This window comes from Ruminococcus sp. AF17-12 (genome assembly GCF_003479245.1).
Lineage (GTDB): Bacteria > Bacillota > Clostridia > Lachnospirales > Lachnospiraceae > Blautia_A > Blautia_A fusiformis.
In genome coordinates, this window is sequence record NZ_QUGY01000001.1 from 123,470 (window position 1) to 141,363 (window position 17,894).

The window sequence follows — 17,894 nt, forward strand, 5'->3', positions numbered from 1 at the left end:
GCATCCGCAGTCTATGAGTACAAGTCATAGTAAAAAATATACTGCTGCATGATCCCACGCATTCCTCTGTATCTGCGGTTGGGAAATCCTCTTTTGTAATGCACGTCCATGACCTGACGGATGTGGGTATCTATGGGAAAAGCATCCATATGATGCAGTGCAAACAGGCAGATACACTCAGCTACCTTTTCTCCCACACCACAGAGCTTCATCAGCTCCTTCTTTGCCGGATGGTAACGCATATCATAGATTTTTTCCAGAGAGATCTGGCCGGATGCAATGGTCCTGGCCGTTACTGCGATATATTTTGCCCGGTATCCCAGGCCGCATCCTCTTAACTCCCCTTCCGTTGCCTGACTCAGCGCCTCTACAGTCGGAAAAGCGTAGTATTCCACACCTGTAGATGAAATTTTTCGCTCTCCGTATTTCCGGCAGATAGTTTCGATACATTTGCGGATACGCTTGATATTGTTCTGCTGAGATATCAGAAACGTAACTATCATTTCCCAGAGATCCTGTCTTAATATCCGTATCCCGTCTCCTGCTTTTATTGCGGCGCCCAGATATTTATCCCGTGGATTAGCCGCATTCATGTAAGCTTCATAATCCGTATCCAGATCAAAATAAAGCACCCAGTAACAGATAAACTCCTCCTGAGAGCAGCAAAATTCCACCACTCCGTCTTCCTGATGCATTTCCAGATACTGGTCTCCCGCCACCATGGAAAAATGTCCGTCTCCAAGCTTTTTCATCCGGAAACACTGTCCGGAATCGCATATTTTATCAAGGCTGAAATGTTCCAGTTCTACTGTGATCATGTCTGTTCCTCTCGTAAAGATTTTTCCTTATATAATGTCCTGTATTCTCTTGGTGTCATCCGGTACCGTTCCCGGAATACCCGGTTAAAAGTCCTCTGACTTTCAAATCCCGCATTCATACAGATATCCGTAATACTTTCATCACTACATTCCAGATGGATCGTCACATAATTCAGTCGCTGCTCATTGAGAAACTGATTGAAATTCCGGTGAAAGGTTCCGGAAAAAACTCTGGACAATGTGAACCTGCTGATGCCCAGATCTCTGGCCATCCGATCCAGAGACATCTCCCTCCTCCATATGATAAAGCTCCTGTCCCATACCAAGCTCCAGAGTTCCCTCTGTGATATAGATAAACTCTATGGAGTTATGAAGATGGGGTGAAGCATGGGCTGAGGTCCGCAGATGAATATGGAGATTCTTCTTTTTTTCTTCGTACACTGGAAACATAGATTTTTCTCTCCGCAATATTTGACTACTTTTTCTGTGTTTTTGGCACGTAATATTTCCGAGAGTTTATTATAATGCATTTGTAAGTTAAAGAAAAGAGGAGGAAAACAAAATGAAAAAAATCATAGAATTTATCAAATATGCGATCAAATGCTACATGGAGATCAATGCAAGAAATCCATACTTCCGCTAAGAAGATCCACAATAATATCTGAGGTCACGGATATTTTGTGTGGACCATGCGCATGAAAAAACTGAATAAGGATCAATAAATGACTTGTGCGAAAATAATATCACCTGGCATCATGAAGTATCTCCAAAGCCCGTTTATATCTTCCATGCAGCCGTGATATCTGTTCAGCAGACATATTTTCGCAGTCAGAAAGACGTGTTACATCAGAATTGTGGAGCAGATCAGCCTGCTTCACTTTTTTTGCGATCGGATTTTTCCGAAGATTCCGGATATAATCAAAATAATTCTTATTCTTATCTCTTGTAAGACAACGTAATGCCTCCACAACCTCTTCCGGAAATTCTCCGGTAAGATCCTCAAATGTGATTTCTGTATCTTCTATCACATCGTGCAGAAGTGCCGTACATACACTGAGTTCATCATCCATTTGCTCCGCTACATGAAATGGATGAAAGATATAAGGTGTCCCGCTTCGATCTGTCTGTCCATGATGTGCCTCGTATGCCACCTTCATAGCTTTTTTCGTCAAAGCTGTATAAATCATAGCTGTGCCTCCCGTCAGGTCTTTCGAACCCCCGTTCATACTCTGTATTACACAGTATAGCATCTATATTTCCTACATACAAGGATAAAAAGTTTTATATATCTATCATTTTTACTTATATACGACAATTTTCTGATTATAATATTCTCAAAACTCTGCCGTTCTTATTTGGATCTTTCGTTCGGTCATGAACTCGCTTGCCCTCATTCTGAAATTGGTATATACTTATCCTGGTCAGGTAAAACTATTCATATTCGTGGTATTACACGGGTCACTTCATTTTAAAAAAGAAAGGAATCTTACCTATGAAATTTATATATCCCGCAGTTTTCCGTCCCACAGAGGACAAAAAATACAATGCTTTTTTCCCGGATCTTGCCTGCTGTGAAGCCAACGGTGACACGCTGGATGATGCCATCGAAAATGCCAATGCAGCTGCATACGACTGGATCTACACAGAGCTTATGGAATTTGAGGGAAAGCTTCCTCCGGTTTCCGATGAGAGCGATCTGGAGCTTCAGGAGGGAGACGTTGTCCGCAATATCTCTGTAAATATCCGCTTCCAGGATGGCTGGGACGAATAAACTCCCATATCACAAAAACAAAGGCGACATTTAATATTATTTTCAATAAATGTCCGTGTTGAAAATGCCTGTTATGCAAAAAGCATCCGGATCGGTAATTGTCCTTTATTACCGATCCGGATGCTTTTATTATACGTTTCTTTATTGTTCATGATACTGTCTGAAAAATTTACGCAGTCCGTCCAGTGCTTTTACCAGCACTTCTGTCTCATTCTCATTCAGCTCTGCGATCACCGCTTCTGTCATCTGCCTGTGAAACTCCGCATGATGATGATATGCCATACGTCCCTTATTTGTAAGCTGGATAAATACCACACGCCGGTCCTTCTCACTTCGTTCTCTCTTCACATAGCCTTTTTTTACAAGACTGTTCATAGATGTTGTGAGGGAGCCTACAGTGATCTTAAGCTTAGCTGCAATGGAGGACATGTTCCCTCCTCCAAGACCTACAGCCTCGATAATGTGCATATCATTGTTGGAAATATCTTTATATTTATCTGTGATGATGGCTTCCTCCTCCAGTCGGAGGATCTCATTGAACAGATTCACCAGCACGTCATTTATAACTTCCCGATTGTCCACTCTACCCGCTCCTGTTTCTCCGGAGTAAAAAGGCTTCTCCGGTTCTCTGTTTATGAAGCCATCGTAACATAAATATGGCATTTTTTCCACTGGATTTTTACTTTGCGGAATACAAAATCACTGCACTTATTGCTTCTACATTTTCCGGAAACGTTCATAGCGATGTTCCAGAAGCTTCTCCGACTCTTCTTCGCCATATTTCTCAAGAAAATCCGCAATTCCGTTTTCCAGATAACCTGCAATATCATTTATGTTCTCACGGCTTACAGGCTCTGCTTCCGGGATCACATGCTCGATCATCCCCATCTGGTAAAGGTCTGCAGCTGTGAGCTTCATCACCGCTGCTGCTTCCTTCGCCTTTTTGCTGTCTTTCCAGAGAATGGAGGCAAAGCCCTCCGGGGACAGGATGGAATAAACGGAATGCTCCAGCATCCATACCTCATCTGCCACAGCCAGGGCAAGGGCACCTCCGCTTCCACCTTCACCGATCACAACGGAAAGCACCGGCACTGTGAGACCTGCCAGTGTATAGAGATTTTTAGCAATGGCTTCACCCTGTCCACGTTCCTCTGCTTCTAACCCGCAGAATGCACCTGGTGTATCTACAAGACAGATCACCGGACGGTGAAATTTCTCTGCCTGCTGCATCAGACGCAGGGATTTCCAGTACCCCTCCGGAGAAACCATTCCGAAATTCCGGACAATGTTTTCCTTTGTACCCTCTCCTTTTTCCTGTGCAAGAACAGTTACCGGCTGTCCGTGGAAAAATGCCACACCACCGATCACTGCCGGATCATCACCACAGTGACGGTCTCCGTGAAATTCCATGAAATCGTCAAAAAGTGCTTCGATGTAATCCTTTCCTGTAGGGCGTGTTTTGGCTCTGGCAAGCTGGACATGTTCCCAGGGAGTGAAATCTCCGGATGGGGCGAAGTCCGGCCAGATCGCATTATCTTCCTCAACAGTTTCCATTGATTCCTTATTGTCATGATTGATCCTGTTTTTAATGTCTGTATTATCGGACTGTACATTATTCAGGACTTTATTCTGATGTAATCTCAGAATATCTGCCAATACGATCCTCTGCTCCTCACGCTTTACGATCTTGTCCACAAAGCCGTGTTCCAGAAGAAATTCAGCTCTCTGGAAGCCTTTGGGAAGCTTTTGCCCGATGGTCTGTTCGATCACTCTGGGACCAGCAAAACCGATCAGCGCTTTCGGCTCTGCCAGGATAATATCTCCCAGCATGGCAAAGCTTGCAGTCACGCCGCCTGTTGTCGGGTCTGTGAGGACCGGCACATAGAGAAGTCCGGCATCGCTGTGCTTCCGGATTGCCATACTGGTTTTTGCCATCTGCATCAGAGATACCAGGCCCTCCTGCATTCTGGCACCGCCGGAACAGATATAGAGGATTACCGGCAGTTTCTCCTCTGTGGCACGTTCAAAAGCCCGGGTGATCTTTTCTCCCACGACTTCTCCCATACTGGACATCATGAAACGGCAGTCACAGACACCAAGTGCCACAGGTATCCCTTTTATAGTACACTTTCCGGTAACTACAGCCTCATCAAGCCCTGTCTTTTCACGAAGCCCCTGAAGCTTTTCTTCATAGCCTCTGTACTGAAGGGGATTCTGTTCTTCCATGTGAGCATCCCACTCCACAAAGCTCTTTCTGTCTGCGATCATTTTGATTCGACGGTAAGCGGGTACATGGAAATAATTTCCGCAGTGGGGACAGATGTATTGATTCTGCTTTACCTCGTCTACAAAAACCGCCGCTTTGCAGGCGTTGCATTTACGCATCAGGTTATTCGGCACCTCCGGAGTGTTTTCCTGTTCCTCACCCCGGATATCCCTGACTGTTTTTTTGAACATGTGCTTAATTCTCATTGATCTTCACTCCCGCAATGATATGGCTGGCAAGAAAGCCAGTGTCAAAGTTTCCGGACTGATAATCCTCATCTTTCAGGATTTCGTACTGATAGTCAATATTTGTATCGATTCCGTCAATGATCACCTCACCAAGAGCGCTCTGCATTTTTGCAATGGCTTCTTTCCGGTTCCCTGCATGAACGATCAGCTTCGCAAGCATGGAATCATAATAAGGCGGAATCTTACAGCCGTTATACACACAGGTATCCACACGGATCCCGTTTCCTCCCGGAAAATGCGCTCCCTGGATAGTTCCCGGCGAAGGACGGAAATTTTTCTGAGGATTTTCAGCATTGATCCTGCACTCAATGGCGTGTCCCTGGATCCGGACATCCTCCTGAGCGATCTCAAGAGGCATTCCGGAAGCGATCTTCAGCTGCTCCTTTACAAGATCGATCCCTGTCACCCACTCTGTCACCGGATGCTCCACCTGGATCCTTGTATTCATTTCCATAAACCAGAATCTTCCATCCGGTTCCAGAAGGAATTCGATCGTTCCCGCATTTACATAACCGGCTGCTTTCGCCGCCGTCACCGCCGCATGGCCCATTTTTTCTCTTAATTCCGGAGAAACTGCAGCACTTGGAGATTCCTCGATCATCTTCTGATGATTCCTCTGGATGGAACAGTCACGCTCTCCCAGATGGATCACATTTCCGAAGCTGTCTGCAAGGATCTGAAACTCAATATGTCTCGGATTTACCACAAAATGTTCAATATACATAGTACCGTCGCCAAAAGCGATCTCAGACTCTTTTCTGGCAGTTGCATAGGCTTCCGGAAATTCCTCCGGTGTATTTGCCACACGCATGCCTTTTCCGCCGCCGCCAAGAGCTGCCTTGATGATCACCGGATAACCGATCCTCTCGGCTTCCTTAAGACCGGTTTCAATATCCTCCACATCCCCTTCGCTGCCCGGAACTACCGGAACACCAGCTGCGATCATAGTGCTTCTTGCAATTTTTTTGTTGCCAAGCATGCGGATGACCTTTGATGGCGGACCCACAAATGTGATCCCGCATTTTTCACAGAGCTCCGCAAATCTGGCATTTTCAGAAAGAAAGCCAAATCCAGGATGAATGGCATCCGCACCGGAAACCATGGTTGCGCTGATGATCTGTTCCATATTCAGATAACTCTGTGCAGATGGCCCCGGTCCGATACAGATTGCTTCGTCCGCCAGCTGTGTGTGAAGGCTTTCCTCATCTGCCTCAGAATAAACCGCCACTGTGGCAATTCCCATTTCTCTGCAGGCACGGATAATACGCACCGCGATCTCGCCTCTGTTGGCGATCAGTAACTTTCGAATCATACAATCACCTTACCCGATCATAAATGTAAGCTCTGCCTCTACGGCAACCTCTCCATCCACAGATGCCACTGCGGAACCAATGCCTACAGGACCCTTTCTGCGGATGATCTTTGTTTCAAGACGGAGCTTGTCTCCCGGAGCTACCTTTCTGCGGAATTTACACTTGTTGATGCCTCCGAAATAAGCGGTTTTTCCCTTCATATCATCCAGGGAAAGAATGGCTACCGCACCCACCTGTGCCAGCGCTTCTACCATCAGAACACCCGGCATTACCGGCTCCTGGGGAAAATGTCCCCGGAAAAAATCCTCGCGGAAGGTCACACATTTATATCCGACAGCAAATTCACCCGGCTCATAATCTTCAATATAGTCCACAAGCAGAAACGGATGTCTGTGTGGAATGATCTCTTCGATCTGTTTTACATCAAGATGCTTCATTCTCTGTCCTCCTGTAAAATCCCGGAGAAAACCACCGATCACATGATCTGCATTCTTTTTCCCCGGAATACTCTCTCTTATTCTCTGATTCTGATCTGAAGGTACTTATCGGATACGGAAAAGCTTCTGACCGTATTCTACCGGCTGTCCGTTCTCCACATAGATTTCTGCGATCTCGCCGTCAAAATCGCTTTCGATCTCATTCATCAGCTTCATAGCTTCCACAATTGCAAGAACCTGGCCTTTTTTTACCTTGTCTCCCACCTGAACGTAAGGCGGAAGATCCTGGGACGGTGCAGCATAGAAGGTTCCTACCAGCGGAGATGTTACCAGGCTGCCTGTCTGATCTTCCCCGCTCTGTGGTGCGGCTTCTGACTGCTCAGTACCTTTCACTCCCTGTGCTTCTGCCACAGTTTTTCCTGTCACTGCCATTTCATCTGTTGAGGCCGGCACCACAGGATCTTTGCCTGCCGCCGGTGCTGTATTCACTGCCCTGCGGACTTTTCCACCGGTCATTCCTGCTGCCGGAATGTTTTCCACAGTTTCCCCCATAACACCCTGGATGATCTGCGGCTTTCCGTGTTCCATACTTAAGGTCAGATCTGCTGTCTCATATGTAAAGGCAGTAAGCTCTGATGCAGATACGTGATCGATCAGTTCAAGGATCTGGTTAAATTCCATAGGTTCAGTCCTCCTCATACTTCTTTACAAGCAATGTTCCGTTGTGTCCTCCAAAACCAAGGGAATTGCTCATTGCATAACGAACTTCCTGTTTTGACGGAGCGCCGATCATATAGTTCAGATCAAGTTCCTCATCTGTTTCTGTTGTTCCCACTGTCTGATGGATAAATCCGTCCAGAATGGATTTTACGCATACGATAAACTCAACAGCTCCTGCTGCGCCAAGAAGATGGCCCACCATGGATTTTGTGGAATTGATCTTTACATCCTTGGCAGCGTCCTTAAACGCAAGCTTGATAGCTCTTGTTTCAAACAGGTCATTGTGATGTGTTCCGGTTCCGTGTGCATTGATATAATCTACCTGCGCCGGTGCAACACCTGCTTCCTTCATGGCATTTTCCATAGCACGTGCGGCGCCGCTTCCGTCCTCGGCCGGAGATGTGATATGGAATGCGTCTGCAGTTGCACCGTATCCCACAACCTCTGCCAGGATATTGGCATTTCTCTTTTTGGCATGCTCCAATTCTTCCAGAACAACCACACCTGCACCCTCGCCCATTACAAAACCGCCTCTGTCTTTATCAAACGGAATGGATGCACGCAGCGGATCTTCACTTGTACTCAGTGCAGTAAGACTTGCAAAACCCGCGATACCGATAGGGCAGACAGCTCCCTCTGTACCACCGGCAAGCATTACATCTGCATCACCATACTGAATGGCACGAAAAGCATCTCCGATGCAATGTGTTCCTGTCGCACATGCTGTTACCACGTTGGTACATTTTCCCTTTGCACCGGTAGCGATAGAAACATTTCCGGCTGCCATGTTTGTGATCATCTTCGGAACAAGAAGCGGATCCACTCTTGAAGGACCTTTTTCCATAAGCTTCTTCTCATTGGTCTCGGTAGCCTGAAGGCTTCCCACACCGGAGCCGATGATAACGCCTACCATGTAAGGATCTTCCTCTTCCATCTTAAGCCCGGAATTTTCCATGGCTTCCAGTGCAGCTGCTACAGCATACTGGGAAAAAGGCTCCATTCTTCTTGCAGTCCTCGGGTCCATGCGATCCTTTGCCACAAAATCTTTAAGCTCTGCTGCCAGTGTTGCCTTGTATCCGGTCGTATCAAAACGGGTGATCGGTCCGATCCCCACCTTTCCTTCTTTTACTCCGTTCCAGAAGCTTTCCACATCATTTCCGATCGGTGTTACTGCTCCAAGTCCTGTTACTACTACTCGTCTTTTCATCAATCTATCCTCCTGACTCCGGGGAGCCTCCTTTACATTGCCATTCCGCCGTCTACGCGAAGTACCTGTCCTGTGATGTAACGTGCATCGTCAGATGCCAGAAATGCGGCTGCCTTTGCCACGTCTTCTGCTGTTCCCATGCTTCCCATGGGGATAGATGCCGCAATATTTTCTTTTACTTTGTCAGAAAGCACGTCCGTCATGTCTGTTTTGATAAATCCCGGTGCAATGGCGTTGACCGTGATTCCTCTGGATGCCAGCTCCTTTGCAGCGGATTTTGTAAGACCGATGATCCCGGCTTTGGATGCCGCATAATTGGCCTGTCCTGCATTTCCACGAAGTCCTACCACCGATGAAAGGCTGATGATCCGTCCGCTTCTCTGCTTCAGCATCATTCTGGACACATGACGGATGCAGTTGAAAGTTCCTTTCAGATTGATGTCAACAACTCTGGAAAAATCTTCCTCACTCATTTTCATGAGAAGTCCGTCCTTCGTAACTCCGGCATTATTTACCAGAATATCAACACGTCCGTATTTCTCTGCAACGGCTTTAAAAAAAGCTTCACATGCATCAAAATCTGCCACATTGCACTGCAGGATATCTGCCTGGCCACCGGCTGTCTCGATCTCTGCTTTTGTTTCCCGGGCTTTTTCTTCTGAGCCGTTATAATTGATCACTACAAGATTTCCTGCCTTTGCAAGTTCCAGGGCGATGGCTTTCCCGATTCCACGTGCACCGCCTGTTACGACTGCGATTTTTTTCTCTGACATATGAATTCCTTTCTGATGTTATGCGGTCGTCCGTGATCCGCATTTATTACCTGGCATTTCTGTCTGCTGCCCTATGCCAACTTTACTTTTGATTCTTTATCTGTTTTTCCAATATTTATACCAGTTCCCGGCAGACCTTCTCTGCATCTTCTACGGTCTGGATGTTATATACTTTTACATTTCTGTCGATCTTTCTCATAAATCCGGCAAGGGTTCTTCCCGGTCCGATCTCAATAAATGTATCTACTCCCTGACGGATCATATTTTCCACACTCTGCTGCCAGCGCACGGAAGAAAAAATCTGTTTTTCCAGAAGTGCTTTTGTTTCCGCCGGATCTTCCACATACTCTGCGGTCACGTTTGTCACATACGGGATTTTAAGTTCATGAAGTGTGACACCCTCCAGAACCTTTCCCAGTTCTTTTCCTGCAGTGGCAAGCATTGCGGAGTGGAACGGTCCGCTGACATTTAACGGGATCACTCTTCTTCCTCCGGCTGCCTTCAGCTTTTCAGAGGCTTCCTCAACTGCTTCCGCAAGGCCTGTGATCACGATCTGACCGGGACAGTTGTAGTTTGCAATACTTACATCCGCAATGTCTGCAAGCACTTCCTCGATCTTCTCTGTCTCCATTCCCATAACTGCTGCCATGCTTCCCTTACCTGCCGGAACTGCCTGCTCCATAAGGATTCCTCTTTTTCTCACGGTAGTAACAGCATCCTTCAGTTCCATGCCGCCGGCAGCTTCAATAGCGCAGTACTCACCAAGGCTTAATCCTGCAGTTACATCCGGGTGAAGTCCCATCTCCTCTACTACCTTCTCCATGGCAAGACAGGTGGTGACCAGTGCAGCCTGTGTATATTCAGTCAGGTCAAGCCTGTCATTTTCTTCAAAGCAAAGTGCTTTCATATCCAAATCCAGCCACTTGCCGGCAGAGTCGAAAACATCCTTTGCTGTATCGTATTTCTCATAAAAATCTTTTCCCATTCCGGCCTTCTGTGCACCCTGGCCCGGAAAGATGAATGCTGTTTTTCCCATTTATTATTCCTCCACAAGAAAGCTGTTTTTCTTTACAGTCTCTTTTGTCTCTCTGATCAGTCTTGCCATCAGCTCCTTACAGGTCGGTACATCCTTTACCATACCTGCGATCTGTCCGGACATAACGCTTCCGGTTTTTACATCGCCATCAACAACAGCCTTCCTGAGACCACCAAGTGTCAGCATTTCCAGTTCCTCAAAGGATGCGCCTGCTGCTTCTTTCTCCAGATATTCCTTTGTCATAGGGTTTCTTAAAGTACGGACCGGATGACCTGTGGTACGGCCGGTTACTCTTGTGTCGATATCTCTGGCTTTCAGAAGGAACTGTTTGTAATTCTCATGTACGTGACATTCCTCTGTTGCCACAAATCGGGTTCCCATCTGTACGGCTTCTGCACCCAGCATAAAGGCTGCCGCGATCCCACGACCGTCTGCAATTCCACCTGCTGCAATTACCGGGATCTTTACTGCATCCACAACCTGCGGTACCAGCGCCATAGTAGTTGTCTCACCGATATGTCCTCCGGACTCGGTTCCCTCTGCTACCACTGCATCTGCGCCACAGCGCTCCATTCTTCTTGCAAGAGCTACAGATGCAACAACCGGGATCACCTTTACTCCGGCAGCTTTCCATGCTTCCATGTATTTTTCCGGGCTTCCGGCACCGGTTGTTACTACCTTGATGCCTTCTTCTACAACGATCTTCGCAACCTCATCGGCACTTGGACTCATCAGCATGATATTTACACCAAAAGGCTTATCTGTCAGTTTTTTCGCCTCACGGATCTGCTCACGTACCCACTCTGCCGGTGCATTTGCAGCTGCGATTAGTCCCAGGCCACCTGCCTCGGATACTGCTGCTGCAATGTGATGATCTGCCACCCAGGCCATACCGCCCTGGATGATAGGATATTCAATACCAAGTAATTCTGTAACTCTTGTTTTCATCTTTTACCTCCGGAAAATTAAATCAAGCGGATAAAAGCATCCGCGGTTTATTTGGTTCCACTCTTATTTTCAACATTCCATTAACAGGGGCTTTAATACTCAATCAGGCTTGCTCCATACGTCAGTCCGCCGCCGAAGCCTGCAAGGACCAGTCTGTCACCCCGCTGTAGTTTTCCGCTTTTTTTCATCTCATCCAGGAGGATAAGAAGACTTGCGGAAGAAGTATTGCCGTATCTGTCCATATTCATAGGGAACTTGGAAATGTCTTCGCCCAGCCTCCTTGCTGCGGAACGGATGATCCGCTCATTTGCCTGATGGAGAAGATAATAACTGATATCTTCACAGGAAACCTGCTCTCGGGAAAGAAGCTCCTTCACAGCCTCCGGTACCTTGCTCACGGCAAAGCTGAACACTTCCTTTCCGTTCATCTGTATGTAGGTTTCCTTTGCCTTCGGATCATTTTCATAGCGGATCTGATTTCTGCTCTGTAAGGTAAGTGCACCGCCTTTTTTTCCGATGGAATGGGTCACCTGCGCATAGCTTCCACCCTCTTCTGCTCTCAGTACGACTGCTCCTGCACCATCTCCGAAAAGAATGCAGGTGCCGCGATCTGTCCAGTCCGTTAAACCGGACAGCTTTTCCGCACCGATCACAAGGACATTCCTGTATATCCCCTGGGCCAAATATGCCTGCGCAGTGTTCAGTGCCAGAAGAGATCCTGTGCAGGCGCCGTTCAGATCAAAGCAGGTAGCATTTTCCGCTCCGAGCCGCTCCTGCACCCCACATGCCACACAGGGCATGATCTCTGTTGGAGAAATGGTTGCCACAAGGATCAGATCGATCTCTTCTGCCTTCATTTCTGCGTCTTCCAGAGCTCTTAATGCTGCCCCCGCTGCCATCGTCACAGTATCTTCGTCCTCTTTTGCAATATGTCTCTGTACCACACCGGTTCTTTCCCGGATCCACTGATCACTGGTTTCCACCATCTTTGCCAGATCGTTGTTATCCCACACTCTGTCCGGTGCCCAGGAACCGGTTCCGCATATTTTACCTGTCATATTTTTCTCCATGATATCTGTCTTAAATCAGTCTGTATAAATCTGTACTGCTGTTCTCTGAATTATCTTTTATCTTAAAATATTTTGATTATCAAATTATATCATCATAAAAGTATTTGTCAAGAAGGAATTTTTGAGCATCCTTTTATGAAAAAAATAACAGCTGCCCAGGCGTGGAGTATTGGTCTCTCCTCTGTCCTGTGACAGCTGTCTTGTTTTTTTCAGACAAGTATTGTATTTATGGTTATTGCATTTATAGTTATTGCCTTCATAATTTTACTTCATCGCCCACTGTACCAGGCACACCACACCAATCTGCACCAGCAGTATCACCGGTACACCAATTGCAAATCTGGCTTTTCGGGTTTTGTGGTGAAAAAATCTCATGCCAAGGATTGCCCCGACGCTGCCACCGATGACAGCGCTTAAGATCAGGGTCTTCTCCGGGATCCGCCATTTATTACGACATGCTTTCTGCTTGTCAACCCCGAAAAGTACAAAGGCCAGGATATTGACTGCAAGCAGATAATAATATATGTAATCATTCATGATAGCTCCCTCAGGGATCTGTGTCCTGTATTTCGGACAGTAACCGATTTATGTCTTCATTGCAGTTTGATGATCAGCACCGGTATGGGCGGATCATTGGGCCGGTTTGCATATTCCGACAGGATCACCAGATATTTATGAGGATCCAGCTGACGGATAAACACAAGCATCTCATCCCGTTCCTGATATCCCGTATCCCCGCCACTGTAAATGCAAAGTGTCATAAGTCCGCCTTTTTTCAGAAGCTTAAGTCCGCTTTCCACCGCTCTTTTGCTGCTGTCTGCTCTGGTTGCCACCGAATGGTCTCCACCGGGAAGATATCCCAGATTAAAGGTGATGCAGGACACTGTTTCTGCTTCTGCATAAACATCCATATTCTCATGGGATTCCAGAAGAAGCTGATAATTTTCCGGACAGTTATCTCTTTTCAGGCGCTCCTCCGTATGTTCCAGTGCCTGCTTCTGAATGTCAAAAGCCAGAACCCGTCCCCTTTTTCCTGCAAGCTGGCTTAACAGAGCCGTGTCATTGCCATTTCCCATTGTTGCATCGATACAAATGTCTCCCGGCATGACCTGCTGCCGTATAAAATGCTGCGTGTATGCAGTGATCTGAAGATTTTTCATTTAAAAATCCTTTCAAAATTCTCTTACAGTTCATGATAATACGGACAGATATCCTCATAATGTCCGTCCTTCATACGGAACCCCTTCGGGATCACGCCAAGCTGGATAAATCCAAGTCTCTCATGATGATCTTCTTTATTTAAGCAGCTCCACATTCCGTCCGTCTCTTCGGATCACACCCTCATCCGAGAGATTTTTGATCTCCCGCATCATGGCACTCCGGTCCACACTTAAGTACTGGGCCAGTGCGGTATAGGACATGGGCAGCTTGAATTTCCCGGCATTTTTTTCCGCAGCCAGAGAATGCAGATAGGCTATCAGCTTCTTCCGGGTGGAGGATCGTGAAAGCATGTATATCCGATCTGTCTGCTGTCCGGAACGAAGGGCCGTCATCTGCAGCAGATTACTGACCATCTGGCTGTGATGATGACAGGCATTTTCACAGCGCTTGATCACATGCTCATAATCAATAAACAGCACTTTCGTCACGGTAGTGGCACATACATAATAATGCTGGGAATCTGACGAAAGCAGAAACGGTTCGCCAAATACACTGTCCTTATTCAATTCATCGATGACATACTCATTTCCATCCTCGTCACAGCAGTAGAGAACTGCTCTTCCCTCCTGGATCAGACCGATCTTTTTCATGGAGCTGGAATATTCCATTATGGTTTCTCCATTCTGAAAAACTTTCTCCCGGACTTTGAAGCAGACACGCATCCTTTCCTGTTCTTCGGGCAAAATATCCGTAAATAAAGTGATATGCTCCATAAATTTTCCTCCCACCGGCAAAATAATCTTCCGCATATCTGTACTTTTCTCTCTGCATCCAGGACTATGTAAGAGGACTCTCAAAGCAGATATCCGTATTTTATTTTGCTGCATGTTTCTGATTTTATACCAGCACGAAAAAAATGTAAAGTCTGGAATTTTTTTCTGTTTTGTTGTATTTGCAACAGTTTTTGTTGTCGATTTCTGTTATATTTTTATCAAAGTTAAGAAACAAACAAAACCTGAAGCATATAAATAAATCCACCATAGAAAGAAAAGAGGAATCGCTCATGAAAATCACAGATACCATCAAATATGTAGGCGTTAATGATCATCAGGTTGACCTTTTTGAGGGCCAGTACAAAGTGCCGAACGGCATGTCCTACAACTCCTATGTGATCCTGGACGAAAAAATTGCGGTTATGGATACGGTAGATGCAAATTTTACTCACGAATGGCTTGATAATATCCAGAAAGTTCTGGGTGACCGGAAACCGGATTATCTGATCGTACAGCATATGGAACCGGATCATGCAGCCAACATCGCAAACTTCCTGAAGGCTTATCCGGACACCATCGTTGTTTCCAACAAAAAAGCCTTCGCCATGATGCAGAATTTCTTTGACCTGGATCTGGAAGGTCATCAGATCATCGTAGATAACGGCGGAACCCTTTCCCTTGGAAAACACAATCTGACTTTTGTATTTGCACCGATGGTTCACTGGCCGGAGGTTATGGTCACTTATGACAGCACAGAAAAGGTTCTTTTTTCCGCAGACGGCTTCGGAAAATTCGGTGCCCTGGATGCAGATGAACCATGGGACGATGAGGCAAGAAGATACTATATCGGCATCGTTGGAAAATATGGTGTGCAGGTGCAGAATCTTCTGAAAGTAGCCGCAACTCTGGATATCCAGACCATCTGCCCGCTCCACGGACCGGTTCTTACTGAAGATCTTGGACATTATATCAGTCTCTATGATACCTGGTCTTCCTATACACCGGAGGATGACGGAATCGTGATCGCCTACACTTCCGTTTACGGCCACACAAGAACAGCAGTCGCACAGCTTGCCGATAAATTCCGTGCCAAAGGATGTCCGCGTGTTCTGATCTATGACCTTGCAAGAGATGATATGTCCCAGGCACTGAGCGATGCTTTCCGTTACTCCAAGCTGGTTCTCGCAACCACCACATATAATGCAGGTATCTATCCGTTTATGAACGACTTTATTACCCGTCTGGCAGAGCACAACTTCCAGAACCGCACTGTAGGACTGATTGAAAACGGAAGCTGGGCACCGCTGGCAGCGAAGGTCATGAAAGAAATGCTTTCCAAATGCAAAAAGATCAACTGGCTGAATACCACAGTTAAGATCATGTCTGCAGTAAACGAAGAAAACCGCAGACAGATGGAAGCTATGGCTGATGAGCTCTGCCAGGAATACATTGCAAAAAGCGATGATCTTGCCAACAAAAATGATATGACCGCTCTGTTCCGCATCGGTTACGGCCTCTATGTGGTAACCTCCAACGATGGCAAAAAGGACAACGGTCTGATCGTCAATACCGTTACACAGCTTACCGACAACCCATATCGCGTGGCTGTCAACATCAACAAGGCAAACTACTCTCACCACGTGATTCAGCAGACCGGTATCATGAACGTAAACTGCCTGTCCACAGATGCTCCGTTCTCTGTTTTTGAGCAGTTCGGCTTCCAGTCCGGCAGAAGCACCGATAAATTTGCCGGCCAGAAAGTAAACCACTCCGACAACGGCCTGGTATTCCTGGACAAATATATCAATGCTTTCATGTCCCTGAAGGTAGAAAACTATGTGGATCTCGGCACTCACGGAATGTTCATCTGCAGCGTCACAGAGGCCCGCGTCATGAGCGATCAGGATACCATGACTTACACCTACTACCAGAAACATGTAAAGCCAAAGCCACAGACCGAGGGCAAAAAAGGCTGGGTATGTAAAGTCTGCGGATACATCTATGAAGGCGATGAACTTCCTGAAGATATCATCTGCCCGCTGTGCAAGCATGGCGCTGTGGATTTTGAGCCGATCGAAGGATAAGGCAAAAATCCGGATCAGCTGATCTTATCCGGTTACAACTCCCTTGTTTTTACAAATTATAAACCTTATAAACTGCAAAAGACAGGTCTTTGAATGGCCTGTCTTTTTGCGGTATCGTTCTCTTCAATATCTTTTATTTCATCAGTCTGATAACCTGCTCTGCAGTATCTGCCAGATTCTGCTTTGCATTCTCATTTTTCATGGCCTCCTCCAGAGTTACCACTCCACGGAGGATCGGGAAAAAGGCATCGATTCCTGCATCGTTGCAGGCTCTTGCGTCACGCTGTACGGCACCTGCAAAGGCGATCACTTTTTTTCCATATTTCTTTGCAAGCTTTGCAACACCTACCGGCGCTTTTCCCATGGCTGTCTGTCCATCCATGCGTCCCTCACCTGTGATCACAAAATCCGCGTCTTTGATGTAGTCCTCAAGTTTTGTCTCATCCAGCACGATATTGATCCCGGATTCCAGAACTGCATCGGTAAAGGTCAGGAATGCAAATCCCATTCCGCCGGCGGCACCTGTTCCCGGATACTTTGGATCTGCTTTCGGAAAACGCTCCTTTGCAAGCTCTGCGTAGGCACCCAGCCACTGATCCATGTCCTGGATCATCTCCGGTGTAGCACCCTTCTGCGGTCCGTAGATGGCACTGCATCCAAACTCTCCGCAAAGAGGATTTGTGACATCGCAGGCAACACGGAATTTACATTCTGCAAGCTCCGGGATCACATAGGCATCTGTGATCTCTGTGATGTCTTTCAAGCCTCTTGCTCCCGGAAGGACCTGCTTTCCGTCTTTGTCCAGAAATGCATAGCCAAGTGCCTGAAGCATTCCCACACCACCGTCATTGGTGGCGCTTCCGCCGATACCCACAATAAATCTGCGGCAGCCTTTTTCGATGGCGTCCCTGATCACCTCACCGACACCGTAGGTTGTGGTATAAAGAGGATTTCTTTTTTCATCCGGTACCTGCGTGATCCCTGCTGCACCGGCCATCTCGATCACTGCAGTCTTTGTGCTTTCGATGATGCCATACTCACAGATCACCGGCTCGCCAAGAGGCCCTGTAACCTTTACATACTCTGTTTTTCCGTTCATTCCTGCAACAAGGGCTTCCACGGTCCCCTCTCCACCGTCTGCCAGTGGTCTTACCTGAACTTCTGCGTCCGCATCCACACGATGGATACCTTCAGCGGCTGCAAAGCCTGCCTCCATGGATGTCATACTGCCCTTAAAAGAATCGATCGCTGTTACTACCTTCATTTTAT

The 17,894-nt window shown here is 46.8% G+C and carries 20 protein-coding genes and 1 pseudogene; 2 read left to right on the forward strand and 19 right to left on the reverse strand.

All coding sequences use genetic code 11. The features are described 5' to 3' along the window. Positions 1-11 precede the first annotated feature (11 nt). The 4 genes from DWW77_RS00620 to DWW77_RS00630 all read right to left on the reverse strand — a co-directional run bounded on the left by DWW77_RS00620 (position 12) and on the right by DWW77_RS00630 (position 2,005). Entirely contained in the window at positions 12-818 is an 807-nt protein-coding gene (locus DWW77_RS00620; RefSeq protein ID WP_118607862.1) for a DNA-3-methyladenine glycosylase family protein, read from the reverse strand. Then, positions 815-1,105, reverse strand: coding sequence for a helix-turn-helix transcriptional regulator (locus tag DWW77_RS18425; RefSeq protein WP_353616899.1), 291 nt, complete (start codon positions 1,103-1,105; stop codon positions 815-817). The genes DWW77_RS00620 and DWW77_RS18425 overlap by 4 nt, the downstream gene beginning before the upstream one ends. Next, entirely contained in the window at positions 1,002-1,268 is a 267-nt protein-coding gene (locus DWW77_RS18430) for a cupin domain-containing protein (RefSeq protein WP_330612735.1), read from the reverse strand. The genes DWW77_RS18425 and DWW77_RS18430 overlap by 104 nt, the downstream gene beginning before the upstream one ends. A gap of 293 nt (positions 1,269-1,561) precedes the next feature. Beyond that, positions 1,562-2,005: an HD domain-containing protein gene (locus DWW77_RS00630; RefSeq protein ID WP_118607863.1), complete on the reverse strand. Its 444-nt coding sequence runs from the start codon at positions 2,003-2,005 to the stop codon at positions 1,562-1,564. A gap of 305 nt (positions 2,006-2,310) precedes the next feature. On the opposite strand from DWW77_RS00630, the gene DWW77_RS00635 reads away from it, so the two are divergent. Then, on the forward strand, positions 2,311-2,589 hold the full coding sequence (locus DWW77_RS00635) for a type II toxin-antitoxin system HicB family antitoxin (protein ID WP_015525547.1): 279 nt from the start codon (positions 2,311-2,313) through the stop codon (positions 2,587-2,589). A 141-nt stretch (positions 2,590-2,730) separates the two neighbouring features. Here the strand turns inward: DWW77_RS00635 and DWW77_RS00640 are convergent, their stop codons facing one another. The 14 genes and pseudogenes from DWW77_RS00640 to DWW77_RS00705 all read right to left on the reverse strand — a co-directional run bounded on the left by DWW77_RS00640 (position 2,731) and on the right by DWW77_RS00705 (position 14,541). Continuing rightward, a complete protein-coding gene (locus tag DWW77_RS00640; RefSeq protein WP_022427168.1) occupies positions 2,731-3,171 on the reverse strand; it encodes a MarR family winged helix-turn-helix transcriptional regulator in 441 nt (146 codons plus the stop codon). Between the two features lie 135 nt (positions 3,172-3,306). After that, the gene (locus tag DWW77_RS00645) at positions 3,307-5,061 is read right to left on the reverse strand and encodes an acetyl-CoA carboxylase carboxyltransferase subunit alpha (RefSeq protein ID WP_118607864.1); all 1,755 of its coding nucleotides are present in this window, start codon (positions 5,059-5,061) and stop codon (positions 3,307-3,309) included. Then, positions 5,051-6,415, reverse strand: coding sequence for an acetyl-CoA carboxylase biotin carboxylase subunit (locus tag DWW77_RS00650; protein WP_118607865.1), 1,365 nt, complete (start codon positions 6,413-6,415; stop codon positions 5,051-5,053). The genes DWW77_RS00645 and DWW77_RS00650 overlap by 11 nt, the downstream gene beginning before the upstream one ends. Positions 6,416-6,424: 9 nt before the next feature. Beyond that, a complete protein-coding gene (gene fabZ / locus DWW77_RS00655) occupies positions 6,425-6,853 on the reverse strand; it encodes a 3-hydroxyacyl-ACP dehydratase FabZ (RefSeq protein ID WP_118607866.1) in 429 nt (142 codons plus the stop codon). A gap of 105 nt (positions 6,854-6,958) precedes the next feature. Beyond that, positions 6,959-7,534: an acetyl-CoA carboxylase biotin carboxyl carrier protein gene (accB, locus tag DWW77_RS00660; protein ID WP_118607867.1), complete on the reverse strand. Its 576-nt coding sequence runs from the start codon at positions 7,532-7,534 to the stop codon at positions 6,959-6,961. A 4-nt stretch (positions 7,535-7,538) separates the two neighbouring features. Next, the gene (gene fabF, locus DWW77_RS00665; protein ID WP_118607868.1) at positions 7,539-8,780 is read right to left on the reverse strand and encodes a beta-ketoacyl-ACP synthase II; all 1,242 of its coding nucleotides are present in this window, start codon (positions 8,778-8,780) and stop codon (positions 7,539-7,541) included. A gap of 32 nt (positions 8,781-8,812) precedes the next feature. Continuing rightward, positions 8,813-9,553 carry a 3-oxoacyl-[acyl-carrier-protein] reductase gene (gene fabG / locus DWW77_RS00670; protein ID WP_118607869.1) on the reverse strand — a complete coding sequence of 247 codons (741 nt, stop codon included), beginning with the start codon at positions 9,551-9,553 and terminating at the stop codon, positions 8,813-8,815. A gap of 115 nt (positions 9,554-9,668) precedes the next feature. Further along, positions 9,669-10,589, reverse strand: a complete 921-nt coding sequence (gene fabD, locus DWW77_RS00675; protein WP_118607870.1) for an ACP S-malonyltransferase — start codon at positions 10,587-10,589, stop codon at positions 9,669-9,671. Between the two features lie 3 nt (positions 10,590-10,592). After that, positions 10,593-11,537 (reverse strand): enoyl-[acyl-carrier-protein] reductase FabK, encoded by a 945-nt coding sequence (fabK, locus tag DWW77_RS00680; RefSeq protein WP_110102723.1) that lies wholly within the window; start codon positions 11,535-11,537, stop codon positions 10,593-10,595. A gap of 92 nt (positions 11,538-11,629) precedes the next feature. Then, positions 11,630-12,595 (reverse strand): beta-ketoacyl-ACP synthase III, encoded by a 966-nt coding sequence (locus DWW77_RS00685; RefSeq protein ID WP_118514120.1) that lies wholly within the window; start codon positions 12,593-12,595, stop codon positions 11,630-11,632. A 276-nt stretch (positions 12,596-12,871) separates the two neighbouring features. Next, a complete protein-coding gene (locus DWW77_RS00690; protein ID WP_118607871.1) occupies positions 12,872-13,144 on the reverse strand; it encodes a DUF1294 domain-containing protein in 273 nt (90 codons plus the stop codon). A gap of 56 nt (positions 13,145-13,200) precedes the next feature. Then, entirely contained in the window at positions 13,201-13,767 is a 567-nt protein-coding gene (gene mnmM, locus DWW77_RS00695; protein WP_110102720.1) for a tRNA 5-(aminomethyl)-2-thiouridylate-methyltransferase MnmM, read from the reverse strand. A gap of 23 nt (positions 13,768-13,790) precedes the next feature. After that, a pseudogene (locus DWW77_RS00700) lies at positions 13,791-13,892 on the reverse strand (GNAT family N-acetyltransferase); the annotation flags it as partial. A 10-nt stretch (positions 13,893-13,902) separates the two neighbouring features. Next, a complete protein-coding gene (locus tag DWW77_RS00705) occupies positions 13,903-14,541 on the reverse strand; it encodes a Crp/Fnr family transcriptional regulator (RefSeq protein WP_110102719.1) in 639 nt (212 codons plus the stop codon). Positions 14,542-14,831: 290 nt separating this feature from the next. On the opposite strand from DWW77_RS00705, the gene DWW77_RS00710 reads away from it, so the two are divergent. Beyond that, positions 14,832-16,625 (forward strand): flavin reductase, encoded by a 1,794-nt coding sequence (locus tag DWW77_RS00710; protein WP_118607873.1) that lies wholly within the window; start codon positions 14,832-14,834, stop codon positions 16,623-16,625. Positions 16,626-16,758: 133 nt separating this feature from the next. On the opposite strand, the gene DWW77_RS00715 is transcribed toward DWW77_RS00710, so the two are convergent. After that, positions 16,759-17,889, reverse strand: a complete 1,131-nt coding sequence (locus DWW77_RS00715; protein ID WP_118607961.1) for a glycerate kinase family protein — start codon at positions 17,887-17,889, stop codon at positions 16,759-16,761. Positions 17,890-17,894 lie beyond the last annotated feature (5 nt).